General features: G+C 37.6%; 22 protein-coding genes. 4 read left to right on the forward strand and 18 right to left on the reverse strand.

The window, feature by feature from the left end; translation table 11 throughout:
- Positions 1 to 283 precede the first annotated feature (283 nt).
- Both EDF66_RS22125 and EDF66_RS22130 read right to left on the reverse strand, forming a co-directional pair.
- The gene (locus tag EDF66_RS22125; protein WP_132845129.1) at positions 284 to 2674 is read right to left on the reverse strand and encodes a glycosyl hydrolase family 95 catalytic domain-containing protein; all 2391 of its coding nucleotides are present in this window, start codon (positions 2672 to 2674) and stop codon (positions 284 to 286) included.
- Between the two features lie 17 nt (positions 2675 to 2691).
- Positions 2692 to 3534, reverse strand: coding sequence for a sugar phosphate isomerase/epimerase family protein (locus EDF66_RS22130; protein ID WP_132845131.1), 843 nt, complete (start codon positions 3532 to 3534; stop codon positions 2692 to 2694).
- Positions 3535 to 3882: 348 nt separating this feature from the next.
- On the opposite strand from EDF66_RS22130, the gene EDF66_RS22135 reads away from it, so the two are divergent.
- Positions 3883 to 4164, forward strand: coding sequence for a hypothetical protein (locus EDF66_RS22135; protein ID WP_132845133.1), 282 nt, complete (start codon positions 3883 to 3885; stop codon positions 4162 to 4164).
- Between the two features lie 178 nt (positions 4165 to 4342).
- On the opposite strand, the gene EDF66_RS22140 is transcribed toward EDF66_RS22135, so the two are convergent.
- The 15 genes from EDF66_RS22140 to EDF66_RS26150 all read right to left on the reverse strand — a co-directional run bounded on the left by EDF66_RS22140 (position 4343) and on the right by EDF66_RS26150 (position 20475).
- Entirely contained in the window at positions 4343 to 6724 is a 2382-nt protein-coding gene (locus EDF66_RS22140) for a family 20 glycosylhydrolase (RefSeq protein ID WP_132845135.1), read from the reverse strand.
- Positions 6725 to 6842: 118 nt separating this feature from the next.
- Positions 6843 to 7544 (reverse strand): DUF3823 domain-containing protein, encoded by a 702-nt coding sequence (locus EDF66_RS22145; RefSeq protein WP_165902493.1) that lies wholly within the window; start codon positions 7542 to 7544, stop codon positions 6843 to 6845.
- 10 nt (positions 7545 to 7554) lie between these two features.
- Positions 7555 to 9330, reverse strand: a complete 1776-nt coding sequence (locus EDF66_RS22150; RefSeq protein WP_132845138.1) for a RagB/SusD family nutrient uptake outer membrane protein — start codon at positions 9328 to 9330, stop codon at positions 7555 to 7557.
- Between the two features lie 20 nt (positions 9331 to 9350).
- Positions 9351 to 12722 (reverse strand): SusC/RagA family TonB-linked outer membrane protein, encoded by a 3372-nt coding sequence (locus tag EDF66_RS22155; RefSeq protein ID WP_165902494.1) that lies wholly within the window; start codon positions 12720 to 12722, stop codon positions 9351 to 9353.
- 236 nt (positions 12723 to 12958) lie between these two features.
- Positions 12959 to 13927, reverse strand: coding sequence for a FecR family protein (locus tag EDF66_RS22160; RefSeq protein WP_132845141.1), 969 nt, complete (start codon positions 13925 to 13927; stop codon positions 12959 to 12961).
- Between the two features lie 86 nt (positions 13928 to 14013).
- The gene (locus tag EDF66_RS22165; RefSeq protein WP_132845143.1) at positions 14014 to 14598 is read right to left on the reverse strand and encodes an RNA polymerase sigma-70 factor; all 585 of its coding nucleotides are present in this window, start codon (positions 14596 to 14598) and stop codon (positions 14014 to 14016) included.
- A gap of 350 nt (positions 14599 to 14948) precedes the next feature.
- Positions 14949 to 15116: a hypothetical protein gene (locus tag EDF66_RS26145; protein WP_165902495.1), complete on the reverse strand. Its 168-nt coding sequence runs from the start codon at positions 15114 to 15116 to the stop codon at positions 14949 to 14951.
- The gene (locus tag EDF66_RS22170; protein ID WP_132845145.1) at positions 15103 to 15327 is read right to left on the reverse strand and encodes a hypothetical protein; all 225 of its coding nucleotides are present in this window, start codon (positions 15325 to 15327) and stop codon (positions 15103 to 15105) included. Before EDF66_RS22170 ends, EDF66_RS26145 begins: the two co-directional genes overlap by 14 nt.
- Before the next feature lie 157 nt (positions 15328 to 15484).
- Complete coding sequence (locus tag EDF66_RS22175) at positions 15485 to 15946, reverse strand: DUF5675 family protein (protein ID WP_132845147.1); 462 nt, start codon at positions 15944 to 15946, stop codon at positions 15485 to 15487.
- Between the two features lie 9 nt (positions 15947 to 15955).
- On the reverse strand, positions 15956 to 16597 hold the full coding sequence (locus EDF66_RS22180) for a DUF6266 family protein (RefSeq protein WP_132845148.1): 642 nt from the start codon (positions 16595 to 16597) through the stop codon (positions 15956 to 15958).
- 608 nt (positions 16598 to 17205) lie between these two features.
- A complete protein-coding gene (locus tag EDF66_RS22185) occupies positions 17206 to 17493 on the reverse strand; it encodes a helix-turn-helix domain-containing protein (RefSeq protein ID WP_132845150.1) in 288 nt (95 codons plus the stop codon).
- 50 nt (positions 17494 to 17543) lie between these two features.
- Positions 17544 to 18287 carry a LytR/AlgR family response regulator transcription factor gene (locus EDF66_RS22190; protein ID WP_132845151.1) on the reverse strand — a complete coding sequence of 248 codons (744 nt, stop codon included), beginning with the start codon at positions 18285 to 18287 and terminating at the stop codon, positions 17544 to 17546.
- A complete protein-coding gene (locus tag EDF66_RS22195) occupies positions 18268 to 19314 on the reverse strand; it encodes a hypothetical protein (RefSeq protein WP_132845153.1) in 1047 nt (348 codons plus the stop codon). The genes EDF66_RS22190 and EDF66_RS22195 overlap by 20 nt, the downstream gene beginning before the upstream one ends.
- A gap of 42 nt (positions 19315 to 19356) precedes the next feature.
- On the reverse strand, positions 19357 to 20247 hold the full coding sequence (locus EDF66_RS22200) for a hypothetical protein (RefSeq protein WP_132845154.1): 891 nt from the start codon (positions 20245 to 20247) through the stop codon (positions 19357 to 19359).
- 87 nt (positions 20248 to 20334) lie between these two features.
- Positions 20335 to 20475: a hypothetical protein gene (locus tag EDF66_RS26150; RefSeq protein WP_165902496.1), complete on the reverse strand. Its 141-nt coding sequence runs from the start codon at positions 20473 to 20475 to the stop codon at positions 20335 to 20337.
- 319 nt (positions 20476 to 20794) lie between these two features.
- Between EDF66_RS26150 and EDF66_RS22205 the strand changes: the two genes are divergently transcribed.
- From EDF66_RS22205 to EDF66_RS22215, 3 genes are all read left to right on the forward strand, one after another.
- On the forward strand, positions 20795 to 21781 hold the full coding sequence (locus tag EDF66_RS22205; protein ID WP_132845156.1) for a helix-turn-helix domain-containing protein: 987 nt from the start codon (positions 20795 to 20797) through the stop codon (positions 21779 to 21781).
- A 27-nt stretch (positions 21782 to 21808) separates the two neighbouring features.
- Positions 21809 to 22768 carry a hypothetical protein gene (locus EDF66_RS22210; RefSeq protein WP_132845158.1) on the forward strand — a complete coding sequence of 320 codons (960 nt, stop codon included), beginning with the start codon at positions 21809 to 21811 and terminating at the stop codon, positions 22766 to 22768.
- A gap of 147 nt (positions 22769 to 22915) precedes the next feature.
- Entirely contained in the window at positions 22916 to 23272 is a 357-nt protein-coding gene (locus tag EDF66_RS22215; RefSeq protein WP_132845159.1) for a hypothetical protein, read from the forward strand.
- Positions 23273 to 23391: 119 nt separating this feature from the next.
- Here the strand turns inward: EDF66_RS22215 and EDF66_RS22220 are convergent, their stop codons facing one another.
- Positions 23392 to 24717, reverse strand: a complete 1326-nt coding sequence (locus EDF66_RS22220; RefSeq protein ID WP_207898733.1) for a RagB/SusD family nutrient uptake outer membrane protein — start codon at positions 24715 to 24717, stop codon at positions 23392 to 23394.
- Positions 24718 to 24738: the final 21 nt, after the last annotated feature.

The raw sequence follows: 24738 nt of genomic DNA on the forward strand, positions 1-24738 counted from the left end.
TTATCATGCACAAATACTGATCTATTTGTACGATGTAAAGATTCAACTATAGTTGCTAAGCAACTACTGCAAATTTGACTATTACCTATGTTTTCTTTGCAAAAGACAACAGTCTTCAAAACAATCATGCATTAGCTTACTACTAATGGATCTAAAATTTTTTGAACTAAGTTTTGGATACGTATTTATAGGTTAAAATGCAGTTGTTTTTTTTTTTAAATACCATTAAAAACACAAAGGGCTCCAATGCATTGGAGCCCTTTGTGTTTATGATAAATCAAAATTACAATTGAACAATCAGCGGTTTATTCGCAGTCACTTTCATTGTTTTTATTTTATTATTGTAGCGTACTGTTACCTTTTTAGTCTCTATGGCATATAAAGTAGCTGAAGTCAGTACTCCATTTTCCCACTTCATATCCACAACCAGTCCGTTACGTGCCCGCAATCCTTTCATTTCACCCGTTGCCCAAGTCGGTGGCAATGCTGGTAAAAGATGAATCTCCTGATTATGGCTCTGAATCAGCATTTCGGCTATACCCGCAGTACCTCCAAAGTTACCATCAATCTGAAATGGCGGGTGTGTATTAAAAAGATTATCCAATGTCGTCTTCGCTAGGAGCTCCTGCACATTTTTCCCAGCCTCATCTCCATCCAGCAAACGTGCGTAAAAATTGATCATCCAAGCTCGACTCCATCCCGTATAGCTTCCCATACGGTTTCCTTCATTCTCATTATAAAAACGACGACGGGCTATCGTTCTGCGTGCAGCTTCAAAAATTTTAGGGTCATTTGCATTAATTGATTTCCCAGGATATAAACCAAAAAGATGCGAAATATGTCGGTGCCCCGGTTCAACCTCTTCATAATCCTCTATCCATTCCTGAATCGTGTTATAGCGTGGACTAATTTTAATCGGAGGTAGTTTTTTCATTGCAGCTTTCAAGCGATCAGAAAAATCAGATTTTTGGCCTAAAATTGTTTCTGCTTCCACACATGCTTGAAATAATTCATTGATAATCTGTACATCCATGGTGGCACCATAGGTTAACATAAACTGCTTTCCATCAGCCATGCGGTATTGATTTTCGGGAGAATTCGAAGGAGCTGTAACCAAATTTCCATTTTTATCTTCTACAAGATAATCCAACATAAACTGCGCTGCTTCCTGCATCGTCGGATAAGCCTCTTTTCTCAAATATTCTTTATCCTTTGAAAACAAATAATGATCCCATTGATGTAGCACTAGCCATGAAGCTGCGATAGGAAAAGTACCCCATCCAACACCATCCGTTATCGCGGTACGTCCGAATAAATCCGTGAGGTGGTTCATTGTCCATCCCGAAGCATTATATGTTTTCCGAGCGGTGACACGGCCAGGTTCACGTAAAGCCGAAATAAAGTTTGAAAAGGGTATTACGGTTTCAGAAAGGTTACACACCTCTGCTGGCCAATAATTCATCTGGATATTGATATTGGTATGAAAATCAGAACTCCATGGCGCATTCATATCCTGATTCCAGATACCTTGCAAATTAGCAGGAAGTACACCTGGCGCACGGGATGATCCCATTAATAGATAGCGTCCATATTGAAAATATAGACTAATCAGAGACAGATCCAGTTGACCGCCTTTCACCATTTTTAGACGCTCATTGGTAGGCAACATAGAAGGAGCACCCATATTAAAAACCACCCGGTCAAATAATTTACGATGATCCATTACATGACGTTTCTCAGCCTCGTCAAAGGGTAAATTTTTAACCTTATCGATGATTTCCTGACAACGTAAAAATGGATCGATCGTACGGTCATAATTTAATATCGAGAAATTATAGTCGGTCGCAGCGGTAAAATAGATCAATACCTCATCGGCATCTTTCACAAAAAATGAATTGGCTGTCGCCACTAGGCTACCTCCTTTGTTTACGCCTCGCATCAAACCTGCAAACTTCATATGCAATCCTGGTTCACTCGCATCTTTATGTGGCAGATCTGCAATCTGTCCCTGTATGCGCAGTTCCTTTTCACTCTGTGGCATCGCAGTAGCATCCTGCTCCCTACCGTACGATAAACGGAAAGTAAGTTTACCCGGTTTATCTGCCGTCAAGCGGATGACGATCACATTGTCAGGAGCCGATGCAAAAACTTCTCTTTTATACTGTACCCCATTCAATTGATAGTGGACAGTTGTAATACCACTTTGAATATCCAATTCACGTCGATAATCAGTAATCTGTTCAGGTTTATACCGTTCGTTCGCAAAATCAATCTGTAATTCTCCAAAAGACTGGTAAGAGCGTATTCTTAACGGGTCGCTTTTTAGGTATTTTTCGGATAGCGCAGCAGCTTTTTCAATTTCACCAGCGATCAATAATGCTTGTATTTCTGGCAATTTTTTAGCAGCATCCGCATTTGCATCTTGTTTGGTACCTGCCCATAAACTTTCCTCATTAAGCTGTATCGTCTCTTTATTATAATCTCCAAATACCATAGCACCCAAACGGCCATTTCCGACAGGCAATGCTTCATTCCAGTTTTTAGCAGGTTCTTTATACCATAAAACATGATCCTGATGTTGCGCCCTTACATCCACAACAATCATAAAGAAAAGCAAGAAGGATAGCCATACTTTCACTGATGTAAAATATGGGATTAACTTAGTTGAAAACATATAATTTATTCTAAAGATCAAACAGCACAAATACCTCTAAAATATCCCGTTGACTCGGCCAGACCTGCCAAAGGATTCTCCATATCTTTTTCATGTTCCAAGCTACACTTACCGCTATAGTTCACCTTACGCAATGCTTTTATAAATAAAGGAATATGAATGACTCCACGACCAAGCTCACAGGTAGTCCCTTCCGCAGTTGCTGAAGTGACATTTTTGAGGTGTATATCAAATATTCTTTTGTGATATTGTTGTAAATCTTTGATCGCATCCTGTCCATCCCGCGTATCATGTCCCATATCAAAACACATCCCCAGGTTAGCATCTAAATCTTTGATCAGATTATAAATCACCGTAGCATTCGGGTACAATTTATCTTCAGGACCATGATTATGAATCGCAAAACGGATACCTGTTTCCTTTGTCTTATTGGATAGATAGGTCAAATCTTCTTTATTCGGAATACCGATGATTAAATTAACTCCTACACGTTTAGCATAATCGAAAGCATCGTCGATTGCTTTTATCGAATTGGTGTAAATCGGACCTACAGCATAACCCGTAACACCAGATTGTTTTAGCTTTTCATGAAAATTACTAATTTCGGCTGCTGTACTCTTAAAAGGAAGATGAAAATCTTTGATGCATAGGTAATTAATATCCATCCGTTTCATCATGCTTAAAGACTCGTCTAACTTAAAATTGACAAAGCTATAACCTGCAACCCCCAAATGGAAGCCATCTTCTTTTTCTTTTTTTACTAAAGTAGTTGCTTGTGCCTCCAATTGAAATGTACTGGCTAAGGCTAATCCAGATATTCCCAAAAATCCCTTTTGGAGAAATGCTCTTCTTGTATTCATAATAATCTTGGTATTATTTTGATCGGTTTATTTGAAATTGGTCAGACATGCTGTTGACTCTATTTCTAAAGATATTAATTTAACGCTAAATAACCGATAAATCACAATAATTTTACGCTCCAAAAAGGTATGATAGTGTAAACAACAATTGCCTAATATTTGTTTATTTAACTTAATTTCAGCATCTTACATAAATGTGATTAAAAACTGAGATTACGCTACGTCCTCGTTCATTGATAACGACATCTCTTCTTCTATCTTTCTGGCTTTAGGCAGATCGTCTGCACTTAGCGATTCCTGCTCTTCGTAGTGAGCAGCATCAACTATTTTTTCATTTTTATATTCAGTATGAAACAAAACATTATGGTCAGCTATCCGAAGAAGACCTCTACTCCGGTCCATGTTCATTATAGCATTACGCAACAAGGAAATTTTAAAACCATCACCTGTGCAGTACCCAGTATCGAGGAGATTCCAACCTGGCTGGAACTACGCAAATTTGAACTTGTTGCAATGAAATATAACGGCAATTTTGAACTTCTATTTGAACATAGGAAGTATGAAAAAAATATGGATACTGTACTCTTTATGGACAAAGTATTTGAAAGCATCATCGCTGTTTCAAATTAATTTCCGACAGGACTATTACCTTTCGTCTTATATCCTAAAATAAAGTTTTTAAAAGATATCATCCAATGATTGGATGATATCTTTTTTTACGATTATACTCAAAACAAACATGCCAACCATTTCAAAATGGCAGGCATGAAAGATATAAAGAGCAGTTCGAAATGATTGTCAAAAAGTGCTAGTATGTTCTAAATTCACTCACAATTTCTTGACTGGTCAATTTTTTATTATAAACCTTTAGCTCATCTAAAATAGCATTTTTTAAGCTGATCTCGGACAGCGGAAAAACTAAGGTCTGCACTTTCTTATACTTGATTTCTTTACCATTATTCTTATCCTTATAAGGCATCACCACATCAAAAGGTTTCATATCCTTGATCAATTTACCGTTCACATACAATTGTGTACCGATATAATCACCTGTGATGCTTACCTGACTCCACTCATTTATAGGTAAAGTATAATCAAAATAGTATTGATAACCGTCACGAGCATATCCAAGACCTTTACCATCACTGAAAACTTTTGCATTTTTCGATACAAACAGATCACCAACTAAATTTGTCTCAGGTTTGATCCAGAAAGACACCGTATACTGCTCACCAATTTCAGCAATAGGTAAAATCAATTTACTTGTTTCACCCGTAAACTTAAGACCATTATCTTTTATACCTTTTTCAAATTGAGTACCCGTGGTGCTAGCTTCTTTCCATTCGTTATCCATTTGATTGCGCGTTTGCGAATCAAAATTCAGGTGAACAATTACAGGATCAAGAGCCGCATAATGACCTCTCATATTTAGACCTGGAGCTTCAATGACTGATTTTTTCTTTTGATTGAAAGTAAATAAACTTGTATGTTGATCTGTTGCTCCCCACATTTTCTCAGCAAGTACCTGTATGGCCGGGAACACACGGTTATGCACATCTTTTTCCGATATCCCATTTCCTGCGATATCATTCCAAACGGCAAACATACCACCATCAACGATCGGATCACCTTTTTCAAAGGTGATATCACCAATCATTCTCGGCTCCCAATTATTATACAGGTTGTCGGTATTGAGGTAGTCGTAATAATAACCCGCAGCCGGTACGATATACAACCAACCATCAGGTGTACTGATCTGTTGGTAACCCAATTTTTTCATCGCGATAGGATCGGCATAACCATTGTACCACATGTTTAATCGTACATCCTTAACCCGAACAGGCGTTGTTCCTTGAGCATGTGTCAAAGCACCCCAGGCACGTACTTTCTTACCATTATCCTGCACCACTTTAATCACGTAATCGGTGAATTTTCTAAATTTCTCAGATTCACTTTTTGCATACTCATCTGTGCCGATATGTACCTCTTCTCCGATAAACACCGGATTAGGACCTTTTGTATATTCATCAAAAATATTTTTGACCACCTCATAACTTTTTGGATTATCCAGATCAAGATGATCCATTCCAAACTTACGGCTCCCTACTTCAGGAATAGCATGGCTAATTGCCAATGAATGGGCAGGTACATCGATTTCCGGAATAATAGTCACCCCATAACGAAGCGCCTTCTTTTGTAAGGCAATAAATTCAGCTTTGGTATAGTGTCCATCTTTAGAGGCAAGATTTGGATAGCGTTCATTTTCTAACCGAAAACCTGCATAGGTTTTATCCCAATCGTAGTTAAAATATTTATCGAAGGCGTTATCCGTAAGGTGGATATGGAAATTTGACATCTTGTAATAAGACATCATCTCCACATAATCATTTAAAAAATCGATCGTAAAAAACTTACGCCCCACATCCAGCATAAATCCACGCACTTCGTATGTAGGATAATCACGAGAGAAACCTTTCGGTATGCTCAGTTGTTTTTTATTTTGAGCAAGCAATTGAAGTAATGTTCTCGTTCCGAAAACCTTACCATTATAATTTGGAGCCTGAATACTGAAGACATCATCAATTTTTAGCGAATACCCTTCATTTCCCAGAGCCTTGTCACCTCTAGATCCAATAAAAATATCACCCGCTTTTGGTTCTCCAGTTCGCACAGGCAGATCCAGTCCGATCAACTTTTTGAGATCCTCCTTTAAAAGCTGTGCAGCCTTTGACGACTCTTCATTCTGTTGTTCCAGCACGATCGCTGACTCAGGACGCAATTGGAATACGCCATTCACACCATACCACTCGCGCAAGGAAGGAATTACGAAAGGTTGTTCCCCCACTCCTTTATCACCATATACACCTTTGATGACAATATCTTTCATCGGAATTTCACCAAAAGCCTGATCCGATTTACGTACGATCTTATAGAGTACATTAACTTTTTTATCGATCAGAGGTTGCGATATATGACCATTTAGGTCAATCACCACTTTATTATCCGACCCGATCAGAGAGACTTCATATCCTTTTATCTGCGGGACAACCAGCTTGTTATTCTTCAGAGTCGGTTGAGAAAAGAGGGGACTTAATTTTGTAACAGCAAGGCTATCGAGCTGTTCCTGTGCAAAAAGACCTCCAGCAATAAGCTGGAATGCCAATATTGCATAGATTTTTTTCAATTTCATAATGATCTTATGTTCTTTAGATTTGATGTTGCTAAAGTGCAAAAATTTATTTAAAAGAGGGTGAATTTCAATTTGTAAAAACCAAAATTCACCTCTTTAAATAACAATTTAACCAGGTTTAATCTGTTGTAATGGTCAATATAGGTGCATAGTTATAATAACTACCAGTATTAATTGTACGCGCTGCACCTCTAATGTAATATGTAGTTTTTGGTTTTAAATCTTTCAATTCATAGGTATATACGGTTTCCAAAATTTCTTTATCTGTAATTTGCTCTGTATTTGTCAATTCTCTCTTCGAAAAAAAGTTAATGTCCACAGAATTTGTCGTACCTGCTACAACTCCCACACGAGCTATTTTCTGTTTCGTATTGCCTGGTCCAAAAGCAGTTGTTACTTTTACCTTAGCCGAAGTCGCAGTTGTAGATTCAAGCTCAGCAGTGACATACAGGAATGGCCTTACTTGTATATCCTGATTGGTTACTTTATTAATCTTTACCGAAACCGTATCGTCATAAAAAAATGGACCATCAGCTACGACTTTATAATTTCCATCAAACAGCATTTTATTTTCAAATGTCCCATCCGACCTAAAGTATGATGTAATAGCAATTGCATTATCTGAAAGATCTGTTTGAAATAATCTTAATATTCCACCATTTATGGTCTGTTGAGGAACCGTATTGCCGGTCTGTTTATCTACTAACCTTCCCACAAGTGAAGAGCTTGGAGCTTCGTAATTATCTTTTTCACACGATACGATACCTATCAATAAAAAAGGAATTAAAAGTATCTGTGCTATTTTTATATTTTTTTTCATTTCTATTAATCTAATATAAAGGATTCTGAATATAAGGTTCTGCACCTTGAGGTAATGGTTCGTAGTACAATTTCTCAGGAAAAGTTCGCGTATTCTTTGGAGCATTGACTTTTTCAAAGATATACTTCATTTGACTTGGGTCTTTTCCCTCTTCCCAGACCAACCAAGGATATAAGGCATGAAATTGCGTATTATTCAATACTGAAGTGGCAGTTCGCCATCTTCTTAAATCCCATAAACGATGATTCTCAAATGCCAATTCTACCTTTCTTTCATGACGAATTTGCTCTAAATTGATGGAGGATTTAAGTGCAATCCCGGCGCGTTCTCTAATCTCATTTACATATTTAAGAGCATCAGTATTCAAGCCAAGTTCAAATGCTGCCTCAGCGTAATTCAATAAGATCTCACCATATCTAAATACAATATAAGGCGCAACAGATTCACCATCGTTTACTCGTTTGGTTGGATCCATAGATTTCTTAACATAAAAACCTGTTTTTGTTGGATCAGCTGTAGTTAAAGGTCCATCTTTACCAACAATTTTAAAATTTGAACCTGTTTCCGGATAACCTGTCGTTAAGTTTTCGGCAGTTACTTTTTGGCCATCTCTCAAAACACCTCTTCTAATTTCAAGCTCACCACCTTGCCAAGCTGAAAAAGGTAACATAATCGTTGCTAGTAAACGTGGATCCTTATTTTTAAAAATATCGTATGGATTGGCATAAACAATAGGATTACCCGTTTTATCCGTAGTTTTTAACTCCCCGGAACTTCCATCGGTATACTCATATTCCTCTACTAAATCCAAAGTCGGACTGGTAGCACAACCATAGTCTACTTTGAAACTTTGCGGAGCATTAAAAAAATCATAGCTATGTCCTACCTCAGGTGTACGATAGACTTTATTAAAGATCACCTCACTATTATTTTCTTTCAAAAATAAATTCTGAAAATTAAGCGATTTATCAGTGTCACCTTTATATAAAGAATATTGCTTTTCGTTAATAATTTCTTGAGAAGCGGCGAGAGAAGAGCGCCAATATGCCTCAGCTTTACCTTTAGGAATACCCACTAATCCATCAATCTGAACCTGTCCATATTTAGCAATAGATGCTGCATATAGCATAGCTCTACTTTTTAATGCTAGAGCAGTGAACCGGTTGATTCTATTTTGATCTACAGCTATATTTGTGGTTGGTAGAATATCTTTGATATCCGTCAATTCTTTTTCAATAAAAGCATAAATATCATCTTCTTTGCTTCGAGGAACAAATAATCCTGCAACATCATCGCCGAAAGCATACTCTTGAGTTTTAGTCACTAGAGGCACACCACCATAACGCTTTACCAATTGAAAATAATGGAATGCTCTGATGTATCGTGCTTCAGCCAAAAATCTTGCTTTCAGATCATCGCTCACTTTTGATGTTGGTATTTTTTCAATGAAGCTATTGACTCTTCTAATTTTAGCATAATCCCAAGATCCAAACCAGTTTCCTAACACTGTACCATTGATAACTCCTGCTCCCCATGTATATGAACGGACAGCCTCATCCGTCACAGTAGAAAGATAACCTGCCTGCTCAGCAACTTCATAACTGAAGTCCTCTAATAACATGTCGTTGTAAAGCTTAACAGTTAAAGCTTCAATACCACTTTGAGATCCGTAAGCATCGTCCTCTATGATTAAATCACGAGGTCTTCTATCTAGAAAATCTTTTGAACATGATGTTCCTGCTGCCAACAAGATACTTAAGGCTATATAATTTAATTTGAATTTCATTTTTTCTATCCTATTTTATGTTAAAATCCGATATTTAATCCTGCAGTCCATATACGCGGTTGCGGGTAATAATTTCCTCTTCCTGATTCAGCTTCTGGATCAATATATTTGATTTTATCAAAAGTTAATACATTCTGTCCAGACACATAAACACGCAGGTTTCTGATCTTTAATTTATTAATCATCTCTTTATCAAATGAATACCCGAGTTCAAAGTTTTTCAAACGCAAGTATGAAGCATCTTTCAGCCAGAAAGATGACACACGCTTATTGTTATTAGTTCCAGAGCTAACCGTAGAAGGATATTTTCCTGGAATCCATTCACTATCAGGATTAAATTGATCTGCTCTATGCCAGCGATCTGCAAACATAGAGTAGGCAGATGCATTATTAAACAAAGGGTTTTGTAATTCTTCAGTGAAATAAGCATTAAAATTACTAGCTCCCTGTAAAAGAAGTGATAGATCAAAGTTTTTATATCCTGCAGACATATTAAGTCCATAAAACAACTCTGGTGTAGTACCTCTACCGATCACCTGCTGATCCGCACCTGTAATAATACCGTCTCCATTTAAATCCTTATAACGAATATCTCCGGGTAAAAGAGTCTTATTTGCCTGGTCATCTTGAATGGCGGCAACATTGATTTCTTCCTGATTCTGAAATTGACCATCTGCCACATAACCCCAATAAATATTTTTCCAACGATTAGAATTATTAGATCTCCAATTATCAACTAAGTTAGTCGATGGAGCTCTTTCTAGATATTCATTCTTTGATCTTGTCCAACTCATATTAGGGGAAATTGAATAATTAAAATCACCTATCCTATTTTTATGTGTCAGCATGATTTCGAATCCCTTATGACTATCACCATTCAGATTTTCCTGTGGTAAAACTGCACCAAATGAATTAGGAAGACTCAATAAGCGATTAGCCAATAAACCATCTCTTTTCCTGTAAAACACATCTATTTCGGCACCTAATAATCCTTTCCATAGGGATACATCTAAACCAATATTAGTTGTTTTAGAAGTGTACCATGTCAACAAATAATTCGGTAATCCTCGATCTACCAATCCAGGAATAGCGGAGGATCCAAAAATATAATTACCGTTAGGATAAGTAAAGCCTGTCATATATTGAAAAGCAGCTATATCTTCATCATCCCCAACCTTACCATGTGACGCTCTAACTTTCAATAAATCAATGAAAGAAACATCTTTCAAAAAATTCTCTTCATTAATTTTCCAACCAATGGATGCATTTGGAAAAAAACCAAATCTGGAGCCATCCATCACTTTATAAGTACCATCGTATCTAAAAGCAAATTCAGCCAAATACTTTCCTTTATAATCGTAGTTGAATTTACCTACATATCCCAAGCGTGCACTTTCTGAAGAGGAACCGTCATTTCTCTGGTTTGCGGCAATTCCAGCAAATAACTCGTCCACACCATCAATTAAAAACTGTCTATATGCTGACAACGAATTTGTTGTTCCTTCTTGTGCTTCAAACAAAAAGAGACCACTTACATTATGCGCATCTGCAAAGCGACGGTTATAATTCAATGAAAGTTGAAAAACGGTATTCACCTCATTCAGGTTGCTCACATTTAGATTACTGGGAGTATTTCCTGTGAAACCAACATTATAAGTTTTATTGTCAGCATTATAGCTATACAAATTATATTTACGATTGTAATTTTTAACGTCGGTTATTTTATTATTATACGCATAATAAGCTTTCGCATACAGCCCTTCTACTTTCGGAATATCATATCGTAATGAAAATATCCCATTAAATTCCTTTTCTGTCTGATCATTGTATCCTGTTTTATTACGGTCCATCAGCATCAAAGTGTTCTGAGAAGCATTATTCGGAATACCGGGATATTCAGGGTTATCATTTGCGTAAAAAGAATATGTTGGATAAGTCCTATATAAGCCCGCCATCAGCAATGGAGTTGATGTACTTGGGTTATTTGTTTTACCCATACGTGCCATTAAATTTAACTCTGCAGTCAATCCATTTACGATTTTTGCTTCCACATTTCCTCTTACATTGTATCGCTTATAATTCGTAGCACCACTTTTCCAAAATCCATCCTGGTCAACTAATCCCAAGTTCATAAAATATTTAACATCTTCTGTTCCACCACTCACATTTAAGTTGTGATAAGATTGTGGCGAATTCTTTTGAATAGCTTCATTGAACCAATCATATGATTTTAGAGTTCCATTACGATATTGCTCAATCTGTTCTTTTGAAAAAGGTAAACTTAATGTCGAATTTCTTCCATTGATATGCCATGTATTTGTTACAGCCTCATTGGACAATTCTGCATATAGGGCAGCATCACCCAGTTCAGGAAATTTATTGATGCGTTGAAAACCGTAATAAGTTGAATAGTTAATGCTTGGTTTACCGATCTTTCCTTTTTTAGTCGTAATTAAAACTACTCCATTAGCCGCACGCACACCATAGACCGACGCTGATGCATCTTTAATGACTGAAAATGTTTCTATTTCATTTGGGTCTAAATTACTCATTGAACTAGGTATTCCATCAACTATGACAAGTGCATTACCAAATCCGCGAATATCGATTCCACTTCCATCGGCCCCAGGTTGGCCACTACGCTGTACAGCTCTTAAACCGGGTAATCTACCTACAAGTGCATTTGTCACGTTAGCAACAGGAGATTTAGCTATATCCTCACCTTTTATTTGCGCTACAGCACCTGTTACAGTAGCTTTTTTTTGTGTACCATAACCAACAACAACAACTTCGTCCAAACTACCTATAGCAAGATCCATTGAAGTATTAATGGTTTCTTTGCTTCCAACTGGAATTTCTTGCGATTTATAACCTACAAAACTAAATTGTAAGAAATCATTATTGCCTGTTGTACTGATTTCAAAAATACCCTTATCATTTGTCGTCGTTGAATAAGTCGGGTTAAGTTTTGATGTAACCGTCACACCAGCAATTGGCGATCCATTTTCATCTCTTACGGTACCACTTATTTTACGCGTCTGAAACTTTGGTTTGTTTTTAGTCGAAGCTACATTTTCATAGATAACAACACGATTTCCTTGTTCCGAAAATGCAAGACCAGTATTTTCTAAAATTTCAGCCAGCAATTCATCCGCAGTTCCCGAAAAATTTTGTTTAGGTCCAACGATTGTCTGCTTATTTACGCTCGAAGAGGAGTAAAAAAAATTAAACTTAGTTTGTTTTTGCAGATCGCTTAATACATTCTTTAATGATGTGTTAGCTTTTATTTCAAAATTGATCTTTGTCTCATTGAGCGTTTGTCCGGATGTGGTGCCCGAAGCAAAAATATTGACACTCAAAAGAGTCATAGACAAACATAAACCTGATTTCATGAGAAACAGTAAATTAGTTTTTAAAAATACCTGCCTACTAGACAACAGGTTATCCTTGAAAAAAATTCTATTTTTTTTCATTATATTGTGATGTTAAAAAATGAGTTGAAATTTTTTATCCTTAACTCTCAATCGTTACCAGCTTTTGAGAGTAATAGCCACTTCCCTAGGTAGTGGCTATTCTGTTATATCTTTAGAGGTAGAACTTCTGCATATTCATAATTTATTAATTGTTTTTAGATCTTTTTGGCACAACCATTCCCAGACAGAAGCACTTTTTTATCTTTCCATTTATAATTTCCTCCGGTCATTTTAGTGAGTATGTCCAGTACATTTTCTAAGGATTCAGTTCCATCAAATCGTCCCGTTATCAAACAATTTTTCAAGTCTTCATTTTCAAATTCAATCTTCGTCGAATACCTTCTGTTCAAACTTGTAACAAGTTTTCCAAAAGTGATATCAGAAAATTGCATATCTGTATTTACCCAAGAAGTCAGTTTACTTATCTCCACGTCCTTCAGAAGTACGTTGATGTGATCTTGTTTATATTGTAGCTGTTGATTAGGCAATAAAACTGCAAGTGTCTTTTCTTTATTATCATTTACTGCAACTTTACCTGTTGTTACTGATACAACAACATTTTTTTCTGCATATGCTTCAATATTAAAAGAAGTTCCCAATACTCGTGTTGTAATATCGCCGGCATGGACTAAGAACGGTTTCAGCTTATTATGGGAGACCTCGAAAAAAGCTTCACCGGTTAAAAACACTTCTCTTTTCCCTTCGGTATATCTATATTTTATTTCAGCACCTGGACGTAAGATAACTTTGCTACTATCTGGGAGCAGTACATAGCGATTTTCAATATTATCAGCAGGAGCTAATACCGTATCTGTGATTTCGTTAGCATCATTGACAAAATAAATGACAAATGAACCTATTATTATACAAGCAGCCGCAACCAATCGAGATATATGACGAATACGATGTTTACGAATAATAGCTTGTTCTTTCCCGACATGAAGTTCCAGTTTAGTGAGAAGTCTTTGACTGACAATTTCTTCTTCATTCGGTGTATCATGCTTCCAGAGGACGTCATGATCATTTTTATCACGATACCATTGATTAAGCTCCTGTATTTCTTCAGCAGAAGCAGTATCAGATAAAAATTTTTCAATTAAAGTATGTAATTTATTAGACTCCATGGCTATAATAGCGGTTATACTATATAGTCACTCGTCAACATGATTAACCCTTACTCAATATTAAAAAAATATTAAATAATAAATAACTACCAAAATATATAAAAGGATATAGCTATAGCCACACTTATTCCGATAGCTTTCAAGGAATGTTTTATTCTTCTTAAAGCTTTGGTTAAATGCGCTTCTACTGTCTTTTCGGCGATGTTCATAGTGGTCGCTATTTCCGGAATGGTTTTTCCTTGCTCTCTGCTATAAGTAAATACAAGTCGACAACGATCTGGCAATTCTTCAACAACTCCCTTAATATATTGTCTCAAAAAAATCGTGTAGATCTTCTCTTCTTCATAATCTTGAGACTGATGGTTCATTACAAAAAACTGGCCTACTTCATCTTTTCTATTTTTCTTCTGAATCATGCTGAAAACTGAATACTTAACAGCTGTAGCTAAGTAATTGGGTAATTGTCCAATTGCAATATCATTTCTTTTGTCCCATAATTTGATAAATACAGTCTGTACTACTTCCTCGGCATCATCTTTATCTCGAATGTGGTTATATGCAATGGCAAGTAGTTTTTTCCAATAGCGTCTATAGATTTCAGTTATTGCCCTCGCATCACTCATTTGAAGACGAGCAATCAATTGATCATCGTTTAAACTCTCAAATTCCATTATTAAAGTATTTATCACAAAATAAGTTTCGTACGACCCAATCTTTAGCAAATAAGTAGATACATCGTTCTATATTTATAGAACTTTTAAAAGGTAGCAATGTAATGATTATTATGTCGTACTTTTTAGTTTGGAAAAATACGACTATATATTCATTATTTATGAGAAATTCACAATGTATTCAAAAAACTCATAAGTGTAAATATATAAAAAAATAGAAATAGAGCAAACTCTTCAATTTCTTAAGTAGAAGAAGATATAGTCGACAAAATATTCTTAAATAAGTTTTTTTTTAACATCGATTAAAAAAAATAAGCCCCCTCTATATTGGAAGGCTTATTGCAAAAATACTACTCCTTTTTTCGGATCATTCCCAATAATTTACTCGTCATAAAACTAACAACCGTTCCTACCACGGCCATCAAAGCTGTTTGTAACAAATCATTGAAGGTAAGGCTTAGCCATAAGGAACAAAGTGTCCCACCCAAAGCACCAAAGCGGATATCATTCAATTTCATAAGGCACCTCCTTTTCTTTATGAGACACGATCTTCTCTGGTGGCGGTGACTCATCCTCTTCTTTTTTATCTTTATCATCCAGTACCGTCTCCACTACACCAAGTCCAAGAGCAATGTACTTGATAATATTTAAAGCTTTTCCCGGCAATTTAATCGGCGCCATAAGCACTACCTGGAGTGCCTGTCCTATTTTTTTGATAATTTTTTTCATTTTGTTTATTGTTAAAAGGTTAGATGGTGAGAAAGTTATGAGGTTAGAAGGATAGTAACGGAGAAGTGAACAAGTCTGCATTACTGCGTTACTTCTCCACTAATTACCCTGTCACTACGTTAATCTTAACTCCTTCTCTATATCACTACATCACTCGTTACGTCGTTACTCCTTTATTAGTTACCTCAATAAAAACCTCCCCCTTGTTCATAAGCTCCGCCAACAAAGGATACAGTTTCTTGTATGCCGTAACCGACTGCACCAATCGATAATCCCCATTTTCGAACACATACTTTGTTCCGACGAGCAGGCAACCCACCGTTTCCTTGTGCGTATTACCGATGTGGATATAGACATAGCTGAAACCTGGAATAGCCTTAATTTCGATCATACCTTTGTGCAGTTTCGGAAAACGGTCGTAATAATTACCGTTCATCCCTCCATCACGGTTGAAACCAAGCTTATATCTTCCAGCGGGAATACAGGTACTCCCCGGTATCTTCTTTTCGCGCGGGATATCTTCCAGACCATAGCATACAAACTGATTGTTGAGATAAATTTCAGACAGGGTACTATTATTCCCCTGTCTGATTCGGATGACTTTTAATCCAGATTCCATTGTTACACTTTAACTCAAAATAAATTCACCCAGGTACTGGCTACTGGACGTGATCAAACCATCACGATGAATATTGAATATCCAGCCAACTATAGTTTTGCCCGTATAACTATCCGGCAAAGTAATTTCCATAGTTGCATCAATCCTCGTCATTCCTTCATAAGCAAAAAACAGATTATCCGCTGGGTCATATAAGACCACAAAGACTTGATCATCATCAAATGCATTAAATCTATTACCTATTGGATCCCAATTCACATTCAACACTTTGGGAAATGACTCTAGAACATCCAATCCCATCAATGTTGCTAAACTGCCACTTGCTATCTGTACAGCTGCATAGTCAATCGTATAATTAGGATAAGTACCTAAGATTGCATTTTTAATAAAGTGCTGGAAAGCCACATTATACCCAGTTTTCCCTTTCTGTTTACTGTCGGAATAGCCAAGCATCAGCACATCCTTAATAGATTTGAGAAAACTGGTCGTCATCCCAAATTTAATCCGTTGTGCCATTTGACCCTCACTAGCTGCTTTTGAACTACGTTTTGGAAGCGAGCGAACATAGTCAATACCCCGCCAGGACGCGCCTACGACACTGCCCACTTTACCCTGGTACGATCCGTGTATTCCTTTAATAAATCTTGCCATAATATTAATTTTTTAAACTGTTAAACCATATTTGTGGCGCTGCAGACAACCACGGATATCGATATCATACAGCTAAAGTAAAGACAGCATGTAGCGAAAGACGAGCAATGGCGCCATTTGGCATCATTTGACTGGAAATGCCGATTTTGGCGACATACAAATGGAAGAATTGAATAACTATAGTGCAGATTTTAGGTAGTAAAGCTAGTGACTAAACAGTGACCAGGTGGTGTATTTCAAAACAGCTGGCTAGCTTAAATACAGAATTTTTTTCGGTCAAAATTGGCCTATTGCAAGCAACTATAAGTGCTACCTAACAAGCAAGAGCATAAAAAGTGGCTATTAAAGAGCAGAGAAATAGCAGTAAATAAGCAGGGAAATAGCAAACCAAGAGCAAGCCAATAGCCTATCAGGCCCAAAGAAAAGGCAAACAAAAAGCAAAGAATAACCAAAAAATCACGCAACAATAGGGAATAAAACACCAATAAAAAGGCAAGCAAACAGCAATAAAACAGTAAAGAATAAGCAAACAAAGGGCAGAAAAAAGTAACGTAGTGTTAAATAAAAAAGGCCAATCCCGTTCCGAATCGACCTCTTATTTCCAACAGCTAGATCAGCCCCCTATTTATACTACGCTTGATTGCTTCCCGCAGATCCTCTTCCCGATAGTAGTGCTTATTGCCCAGCACAATAGGAGTTAAAATCCCTACTTTCACCCAGCGGTTATAGGTTCTTTCAGAAATCCCTAACCGCGATACAACCATCATCCGTGTCATTAATAGATCAACTTCCACGATCTGTTTTTCGCTTTCGTCCGGAAATATTCTCCGGAAGATCTTAAACATTTTTTCGTTGATTTCCTTCAACATAATTACAATTTCATTCAATTGCGACATAAAAAAATTCATTTGCCGATACCATGAAATGCGGGCAGCCCTACCCCATTTTACTTATTATTTTGTTTATAAATCTCAAATTGATGTTTAAAGTTACCTTTAAAATCTGCTGTCATTGATAACGGATCAATATTTCTAGGTTTGCACAGATAGAATTCATTCGTGCGTACCAGATCTACCTTGGCCAGGTGAACTAACGTATTGTTGCGTGGCCGTGCAAAAGAATGGGCAGGTAATCTGGATTGAAAACTATTCAAGTGTTCATTAAACTGATACTGCTCCGACTCCAGATAAACAGTCAATGTGTTATTATCAATAATCGCATAGTAAATATCTGCCAAAGGCAGTTCGATCACTTTTCCTTCCAAATTGGTCATCAGCAAATGCTTAATATCACGACTTTGATTTTCCAATTTTCGGTCCACGCGCTCAACCAGTTCTTCCATCTTCACTTGAAGCGCATTAAAACTAATCTTTTTACTAAAATAAGCACATATTGATGTATCCTCGGCTTCAAATACATACTCAGGATGAGCAGAACAAGCAGCCATCACAGGCGGATTGGCGATCATCATGGACAGTCTTATTCCGCTGATTTCACCTGAGCCAAGTTCCATATCCAATAGTAATATATCCACTTCATTTTCTTTCAGATATTGTATCGCATCTACCGCATTGGTGATGACCTCAATATCTTTATTGATGAATGGTATATCATCGAGTAACATTTTTAAGTAGACAAGTGTTTCCGGTTTATCATCTACAATCAGAAGCTTATAACTTAGCTTTTTCATTAGGTTGTAGTTTTAATTGTAGACGAACAAGAAAGGTATTTTCAGTACGTTTGATAGCAATAGCTGCCTCCGTATCCATCTGCCTAAGTTTATACCGTAACATTTCAAATCCCGTTTCAGGTTCAAGTCTTTCATCTTTCGGCGACCAATAATTCTGGCAGGTAAGTAAAATTTCATCATGATTACCATCCAATCTAAATTCGATAGGCTGGTCTGTTGAAATATGAGCATGCTTGAGGCAGTTTTCCAAAGGAAAAAATAATATTCCAGCAGGAATAGCAGGATAAATACGATCATGTAGCATTTCGCTATATAAAATAGATTTCTCTCCATAATGCCTGCTCAATAGTCGGATAAAGCAATGTAACTGATCCATTTCTTCAGCCCAGCTTTTCCGATCACCTGGTCTTTCCACTTCCAGCAAATAAGCCAAAAATTGAACAATATCCCGTTTTGTAGTCTTATCTTTTGGGACATCATTGAGTAGCATCTCGCCAAATTTTGTCAAAAATATCGAGGTCAAAAAATGTGATGTATACTGAAGCCCCACGACCCGATCTCTATAAACGCGGAGGTCTTGATCAAGCTTCTTTTTTTCTTGTTTAACAGTAAAATACCGGTTTCCTATCGCGACAATCATGGCCAAGAGATTGGCGATTAAATAACCGCTCACAATCCTGAAATAAAACTTAGGCATATTTTCGGGAAGAGAATCATCAAAAAAAATAATCCCGAACAAGGGTAACACATCATGGATCAATATCTGGACAATAGGTATCACGGTGATGAAAAGGATCAAATAGCACATCACACTTATTACCTTCTGTTTACGAGCTCCGCCCCAAAACCGTAAGATTAAGTTCGAAATCAAATAGCTGTAACCAAAATATAAACCAGCAGCAATGATGATCTGGACAAATGGAATATCTTCACCACTCCATAAGAGATTAGCTACCCACAAAGCAGTCAACATTAATACAAATATGAACAGATGACTATACAGGGTAAAGGCGGTAGTTTTCATCATAAATTAAAATGTCAAAAACTTAAATTTACTTATAAAAAATAATTATCTCCGCGAGTAACAAAAATATTTCCTGTAAAAAACTCCTTTTTCACCTGCCAATTGAATATGAATAATCCCTGCATCAGTATTTTGCTCCCCAATTTCTTTGATCGTAGGCACCGCAATGCTGTAACAGTTCATTTCGTGCAAATAGCTCCAGCACTCCCAATTCCAGGGAGACCTACTGATCTCAATAGCCAAAAAATCATATACCTGTTGCATACAGCGAGTGATGTAGCAGTCTCGATTTTCATAAGGTTGCACACAAATCCGATTTCCTGCAACCACGCTATAGTAATCATCATTTATAAAAACATGAGTTATCGGGATCACAGGTATTTGCAATAAAAAACTGAGCAATGCTATACCTTTGCGAACATAAATATCTGCAGCCAAAAAATCAATTCTGACCTTTTTATTCAAAGACTCCGAAGTCCCACTGTTGCCATCCGCAAAAACAAGCAGATGTCTTCCTTCTCTGATAGCCTTACGCGCTTTCAGCAAAACCTGCGGATCGTCGCTCATTAAAAAACCATATTCCAGTCCATTATTACGAAGCTCATCCTGCAACTGCAGTAACTGTGTTCGCTGCTTCTCAAACACAGCTCTATCCATCAGAATATCGAAACAGAGACCATGAGCAGCCAGTACCAACGGGATCTGTGCATGCATCCCTAGATGGTACAAACATATAATCTGTGGCGTAGTCCAATCTAATTCCTGTAAAAAAGATCGATCCCACTGTAAAGTACTTCCTATAGGTTTGGGTTGGTGAACGATCGTCCATTTTTTATAAATATCGGCATGGTTATCCCAACTTATTGCTGGTATGTACCGGTACAAATGAGCTGAGAAAAGCGCATATTCCCAGCTTTGGTTATCTTCAATAGGCATGTAGTGAACTTCTTAATAGATCATAAAATAGGAAGGAGCATGCACAACCGTGCTTCTCCTTCCACAGGGGTAATGTGGCTGCTTAGATTAGAAAGTTAAGATGGGGCACCGATCCCCGCTCGCAGCTTCTTCTGTTATAAAAGGCAGTAACTCGTTCCATTCTAATATTGCCTGTCCTTCAGCCGTCTGGGCTACGTTTATTAAAATCTGTTCTTTCAATACGTTCATTTCAAAGTATCTTATTGTTTTACATAAGGTCTTCTATAGGGTTGTACAGGCTCTATTTTAGACAATTAATAACTCCATATCGGATCCAATGGGAGCAAATATGGATATTGAAAAACAAGGCCCCTCAAATAAAGGTACATTCACGGGAAAAACCGAGTTGCAACACCATAATCGTCCTTAAAACCGAATTGCAACGAAAAAGAGCGAGTTGCAATCTGGAAGTACGGAGTTACAATCAAAATCGGTCGATGTACAATTTTATTTGGTTATCAGTGAATAAACTTCCTAAACTCATCTTTTAACCAAAGCGATAACCAATATGAAAAGACCCTCTACCTTCACATTAAATGAAGATTTTAAATCCGTAGAAGCACCTCGCAAGCAACTTAGTTACCCCATACGAAATGCGCAAGAAAAACATTGGTGGTCCCCTTCCAACCAGATAAGCGAACAAGTATTTGATGGCCGCTTTGCATACCTTTACTACTACGAGTACTGGATCTGTGAAGCGATGGATATACCCATTGAGATCAGCATGCACGACCTGCACCTGATCTACCCCCTCTTGAGTGAGCAAAGTATCTATGGCAAAAGGACAGATGTGGATTTTACATTTGAGCTCACGCCTGGTAAAGGCGCTTATTTTTATTTAGCCAAGGGTATGTACAATCTTCATCTTCCCGTTGGTCATCACATTCTGGTAGGCATTATTCTGGATGCAGGCATGTTTAGGCCACCGGCCATCCGTCATTTTGACTTCATCAGCCATCTGGTACGAGCAAAAAAAGAACACGCATGTCATACAGACAAGAGTGTTGACTTTCGGGTAGGAATAACCACACTCAAATATTTGCGGATTCTATTTAGCAGACTGAACCCCAACACCCTCAACAACGAGTATATTCTACTCAAACACTTAATCTTTCTGGTCGAATTAAGCCGATTTAAACTACTCCATGGCGCAGCGCAGGATCTGGTGGATCAGGCCCGACAGTTGCTCGATATCATGATCGTGCAGCAAGGAGCGCAGACGCATCTCCAAGAAATCTCGCTCATATTGCAAACCGCCCCAGAGTACCTGAGCCGAGAACATCAAAAGAAATACCATCAGACGTTATACAGCTACCGGCATGAATTGCTGCTCAACTTGATCGAGCAGGTTATCGTCGAAAACGACAAATTGATTGCCACGGCAGAGCAGACCGGCTTTAGCGGACCCAACGAGATGAACAGATTTATTCGCCAGCACACCGGTCTTACCGCATCACAATTTAAACAGCAAGCTGAACAAAAACTAAAACCCTAAACTAGCTCATGAAATAATTATTTACTTATGAAACAAAGAAAAATCGAAAGATTACCTTCCTCAATAGTCCTAGCTATCTTACAAGAAGTATACGATAGCGTACCTCAGGTTATGCAAGCCATCGCACCACTAGGCTGGAAACAGACACCTTATCACCAAGAGATGATCAGTTATCGTAAAATGCTGTATGATGATTATAAAGATATTAATAGTTCTCATCCTGAGTCCAAAACTGTCGACCTTCCTGATCTAAAACAAGAGATACCCTGGTGTGATGACAATGATTGTCAGGATAGTAATAAAGAAGCACCAGCACATCATTATTTTAGTCCATTTACTCCAGAACAAGATATACCCTGGAATGAGGAAATTGATTTTGACAGTTATTTCCTGATCACTTTTCCTCCATTATATCACGATCATCTGGAGCTTTTTTATATTCTAGCAGGTCTCTTACTTGACATAACAGCAGACTCAACACTACACCGAGATCACCATAGCTCTGCATACTATTTCGATGAAATCCAGCTCGAAGAGCTTATTATCGAAATCGCCTACCGAAACAAACAGATAGAAAAAGAGGAAGCAAATCTCATGCTTGCCATATGCCCCTGTCCACCATTGGACGACATGGACCTACTCTACTGTTTGGAAAACCTATTTGCTATCTTAAAAAAACAAGGATTTCATTTGAACTTCTGGGACTATGAATTGCTTTTAATCACCGACTTGCAGGAAAGCTATCAGCAGATCTTTTATCAAGACCTTCATTATCTAGAAAAAGAGCAGCAGCTCTGGCAAATACAATTAGATATCGAGCAGGTATTGGAAGGTTATGACGATCCAGCTGTAGATCCGCTGCACTTACCCAGCATCATTGCGCTCTACAATCGTAGAAAGATATCGCCTCTGGTATTGGCCTATCTCCATGTGTACGACCAGTTTCCCCTTGGCTACCCCTATAGGCACGCAGATTATGAGCCATAAATGAAGTTATCAAACACTGCCTTACTCCACATCAAAAACTGCCTAACGGTGAGGTGCTTTTCGATAGTAATTTAGCATTATGATCAAAACACTTACGTTATGATGAAACATTTTTTTACAGTGAAGGCATCACTCTTCACTTTAATCTTGGCACTAGTTGCAGTCGGTACGATTGCAGCAGCTGCAGTGATGATAAAAAAAACACCTGTGGAAGTTATACCTTCCATCAAGCTTGAAAATGAGACTTGGTACTTTCAAGGGACAGACAGTCCGAGCAATGTAACCAATCCCAACCTCTACGCAGATTCACCTCACCCTACAAAATCTTGTGGGGTGCCGCAAACCATCTGTTCCATAGATGCTCCGGAGGATCCGTTAAACCCAGGGCATCCGAAAATGGATGAGCTTGTTTCCGGTACCGAAACTGTAGCCCATAGAATCGAAGCTGCCCTTGCGAATAGTAAAACTGAAAACGAAACAGTAACCGCTTTCAGAGAATACTAGACACAAGAAAACAATCAGATCTTTTATAATAATTTAAAAGGTCACTCAAAAATCAAAAAGACCAGAATTTTCATATTTCTGGTCTTTTTCCATTGCTTTCAATTGTAAGAATCTTTAACTTATCGTTCGTTTTGAACTACTCCAGTCAGTTCAATCACCTGGAGTGGTATAGGATAAATGTATCTTTTATCATTTGGTGCTAAACTGATCCGTTTTTTCTCTCCATTCACAATCACCTCCCGCCAAAGCGTCGTCTGAAACTTTCCTTCTCGGTTAAGCCTTCTCAGGTCGCTCCAACGGCTACCACGAAAAAGAAGTTCCTTGCGCCTTTCCTCAAGAATAAGGGATAATAAACGTTCGTTACGTACTTCATCAATGAAAGCCACTTTTCCTAGACTGTACCTATTTTTCAATAATGTTTTCAACTCATTTTTAGCTTCCTGATAAGCTGCCCTTCTAACTAAACATTCCGCCTTGATCAAATAATTTTCTGACGTATTAATTCCCAAAAATGGGCAATTATTGATTCCTGAATACCATCCTTTAAAAGTTGCAGAGCCATCTGTGGAAAATTCAAAGAATAATTTTCGCCGTAAATCATCTTTTTCATACAGACTGATCAAGGTACTATCCACATTGGTTGTATAAGAGATCAACATATCGGTCGATCCAGTATAAGCAAAATAAACGATTTCATCGTTTAACGTTTTAAAAGGTTGAGCCAAGCTGGAATTCAGCTTATTATAATCACTCAGGTACGAATAGTACGCCAGCGACTTTTCAGCAGATTCTTCAGCCATTTTAAAATTACCCATGATCAGATATACCTTAGCCAATAACCCTTCTACCGCCGGAAGAGCAGGCCTTGTTTTATATTCAACCTGTGTCGGTAAAAGGTCCTTTGCTGTGTTCAGATCTTCTATGATTCTTTGATAAGTCTGGGCGACTGTAGACCGAAACACCTTTTCATTGATATCTGAACTTAGTTTTAATGGAATACCTGGACCTTCATTTTCGGTAGCGGGGTCAAAGGTATCCATAAAGATCTGTGAAAATTGAAAAAATGCCAGACTTCGAATAAATAAAGCTTCTCCTTCCAATCTTTTGGCTTTGGCTTGATCATCTGAGCGGATTGACTTTAGTTTATCCAGTACAACATTAGCTGTCAGCACCTTCTTATAGGTCGATCCCCAATGTTGATTTATATTTGCATTGGTAATATCAAGCACTCTGTCCCACGTGTACACCTGCTGGCTGAAGACCTCAAGTCCATCAAACACGGATTGTTTCAGATAAAAATCATCTGTTCCCATTTCGATAAGTCCACTTGCCCCACCATTGAGCCCATATCCATCCCAAAGCATAGCTTCAAGATCATCTAACGTTGCAGGAATTACTTTGGAAGTATCGGGTACAGCTTCAAGAAACTTATTACAGCTAAACATGAAAACTGTTATTCCAATAGC

The organism is Sphingobacterium sp. JUb20 (assembly GCF_004342035.1).
In the GTDB taxonomy this organism is placed as follows: Bacteria; Bacteroidota; Bacteroidia; order Sphingobacteriales; family Sphingobacteriaceae; genus Sphingobacterium; species Sphingobacterium anhuiense.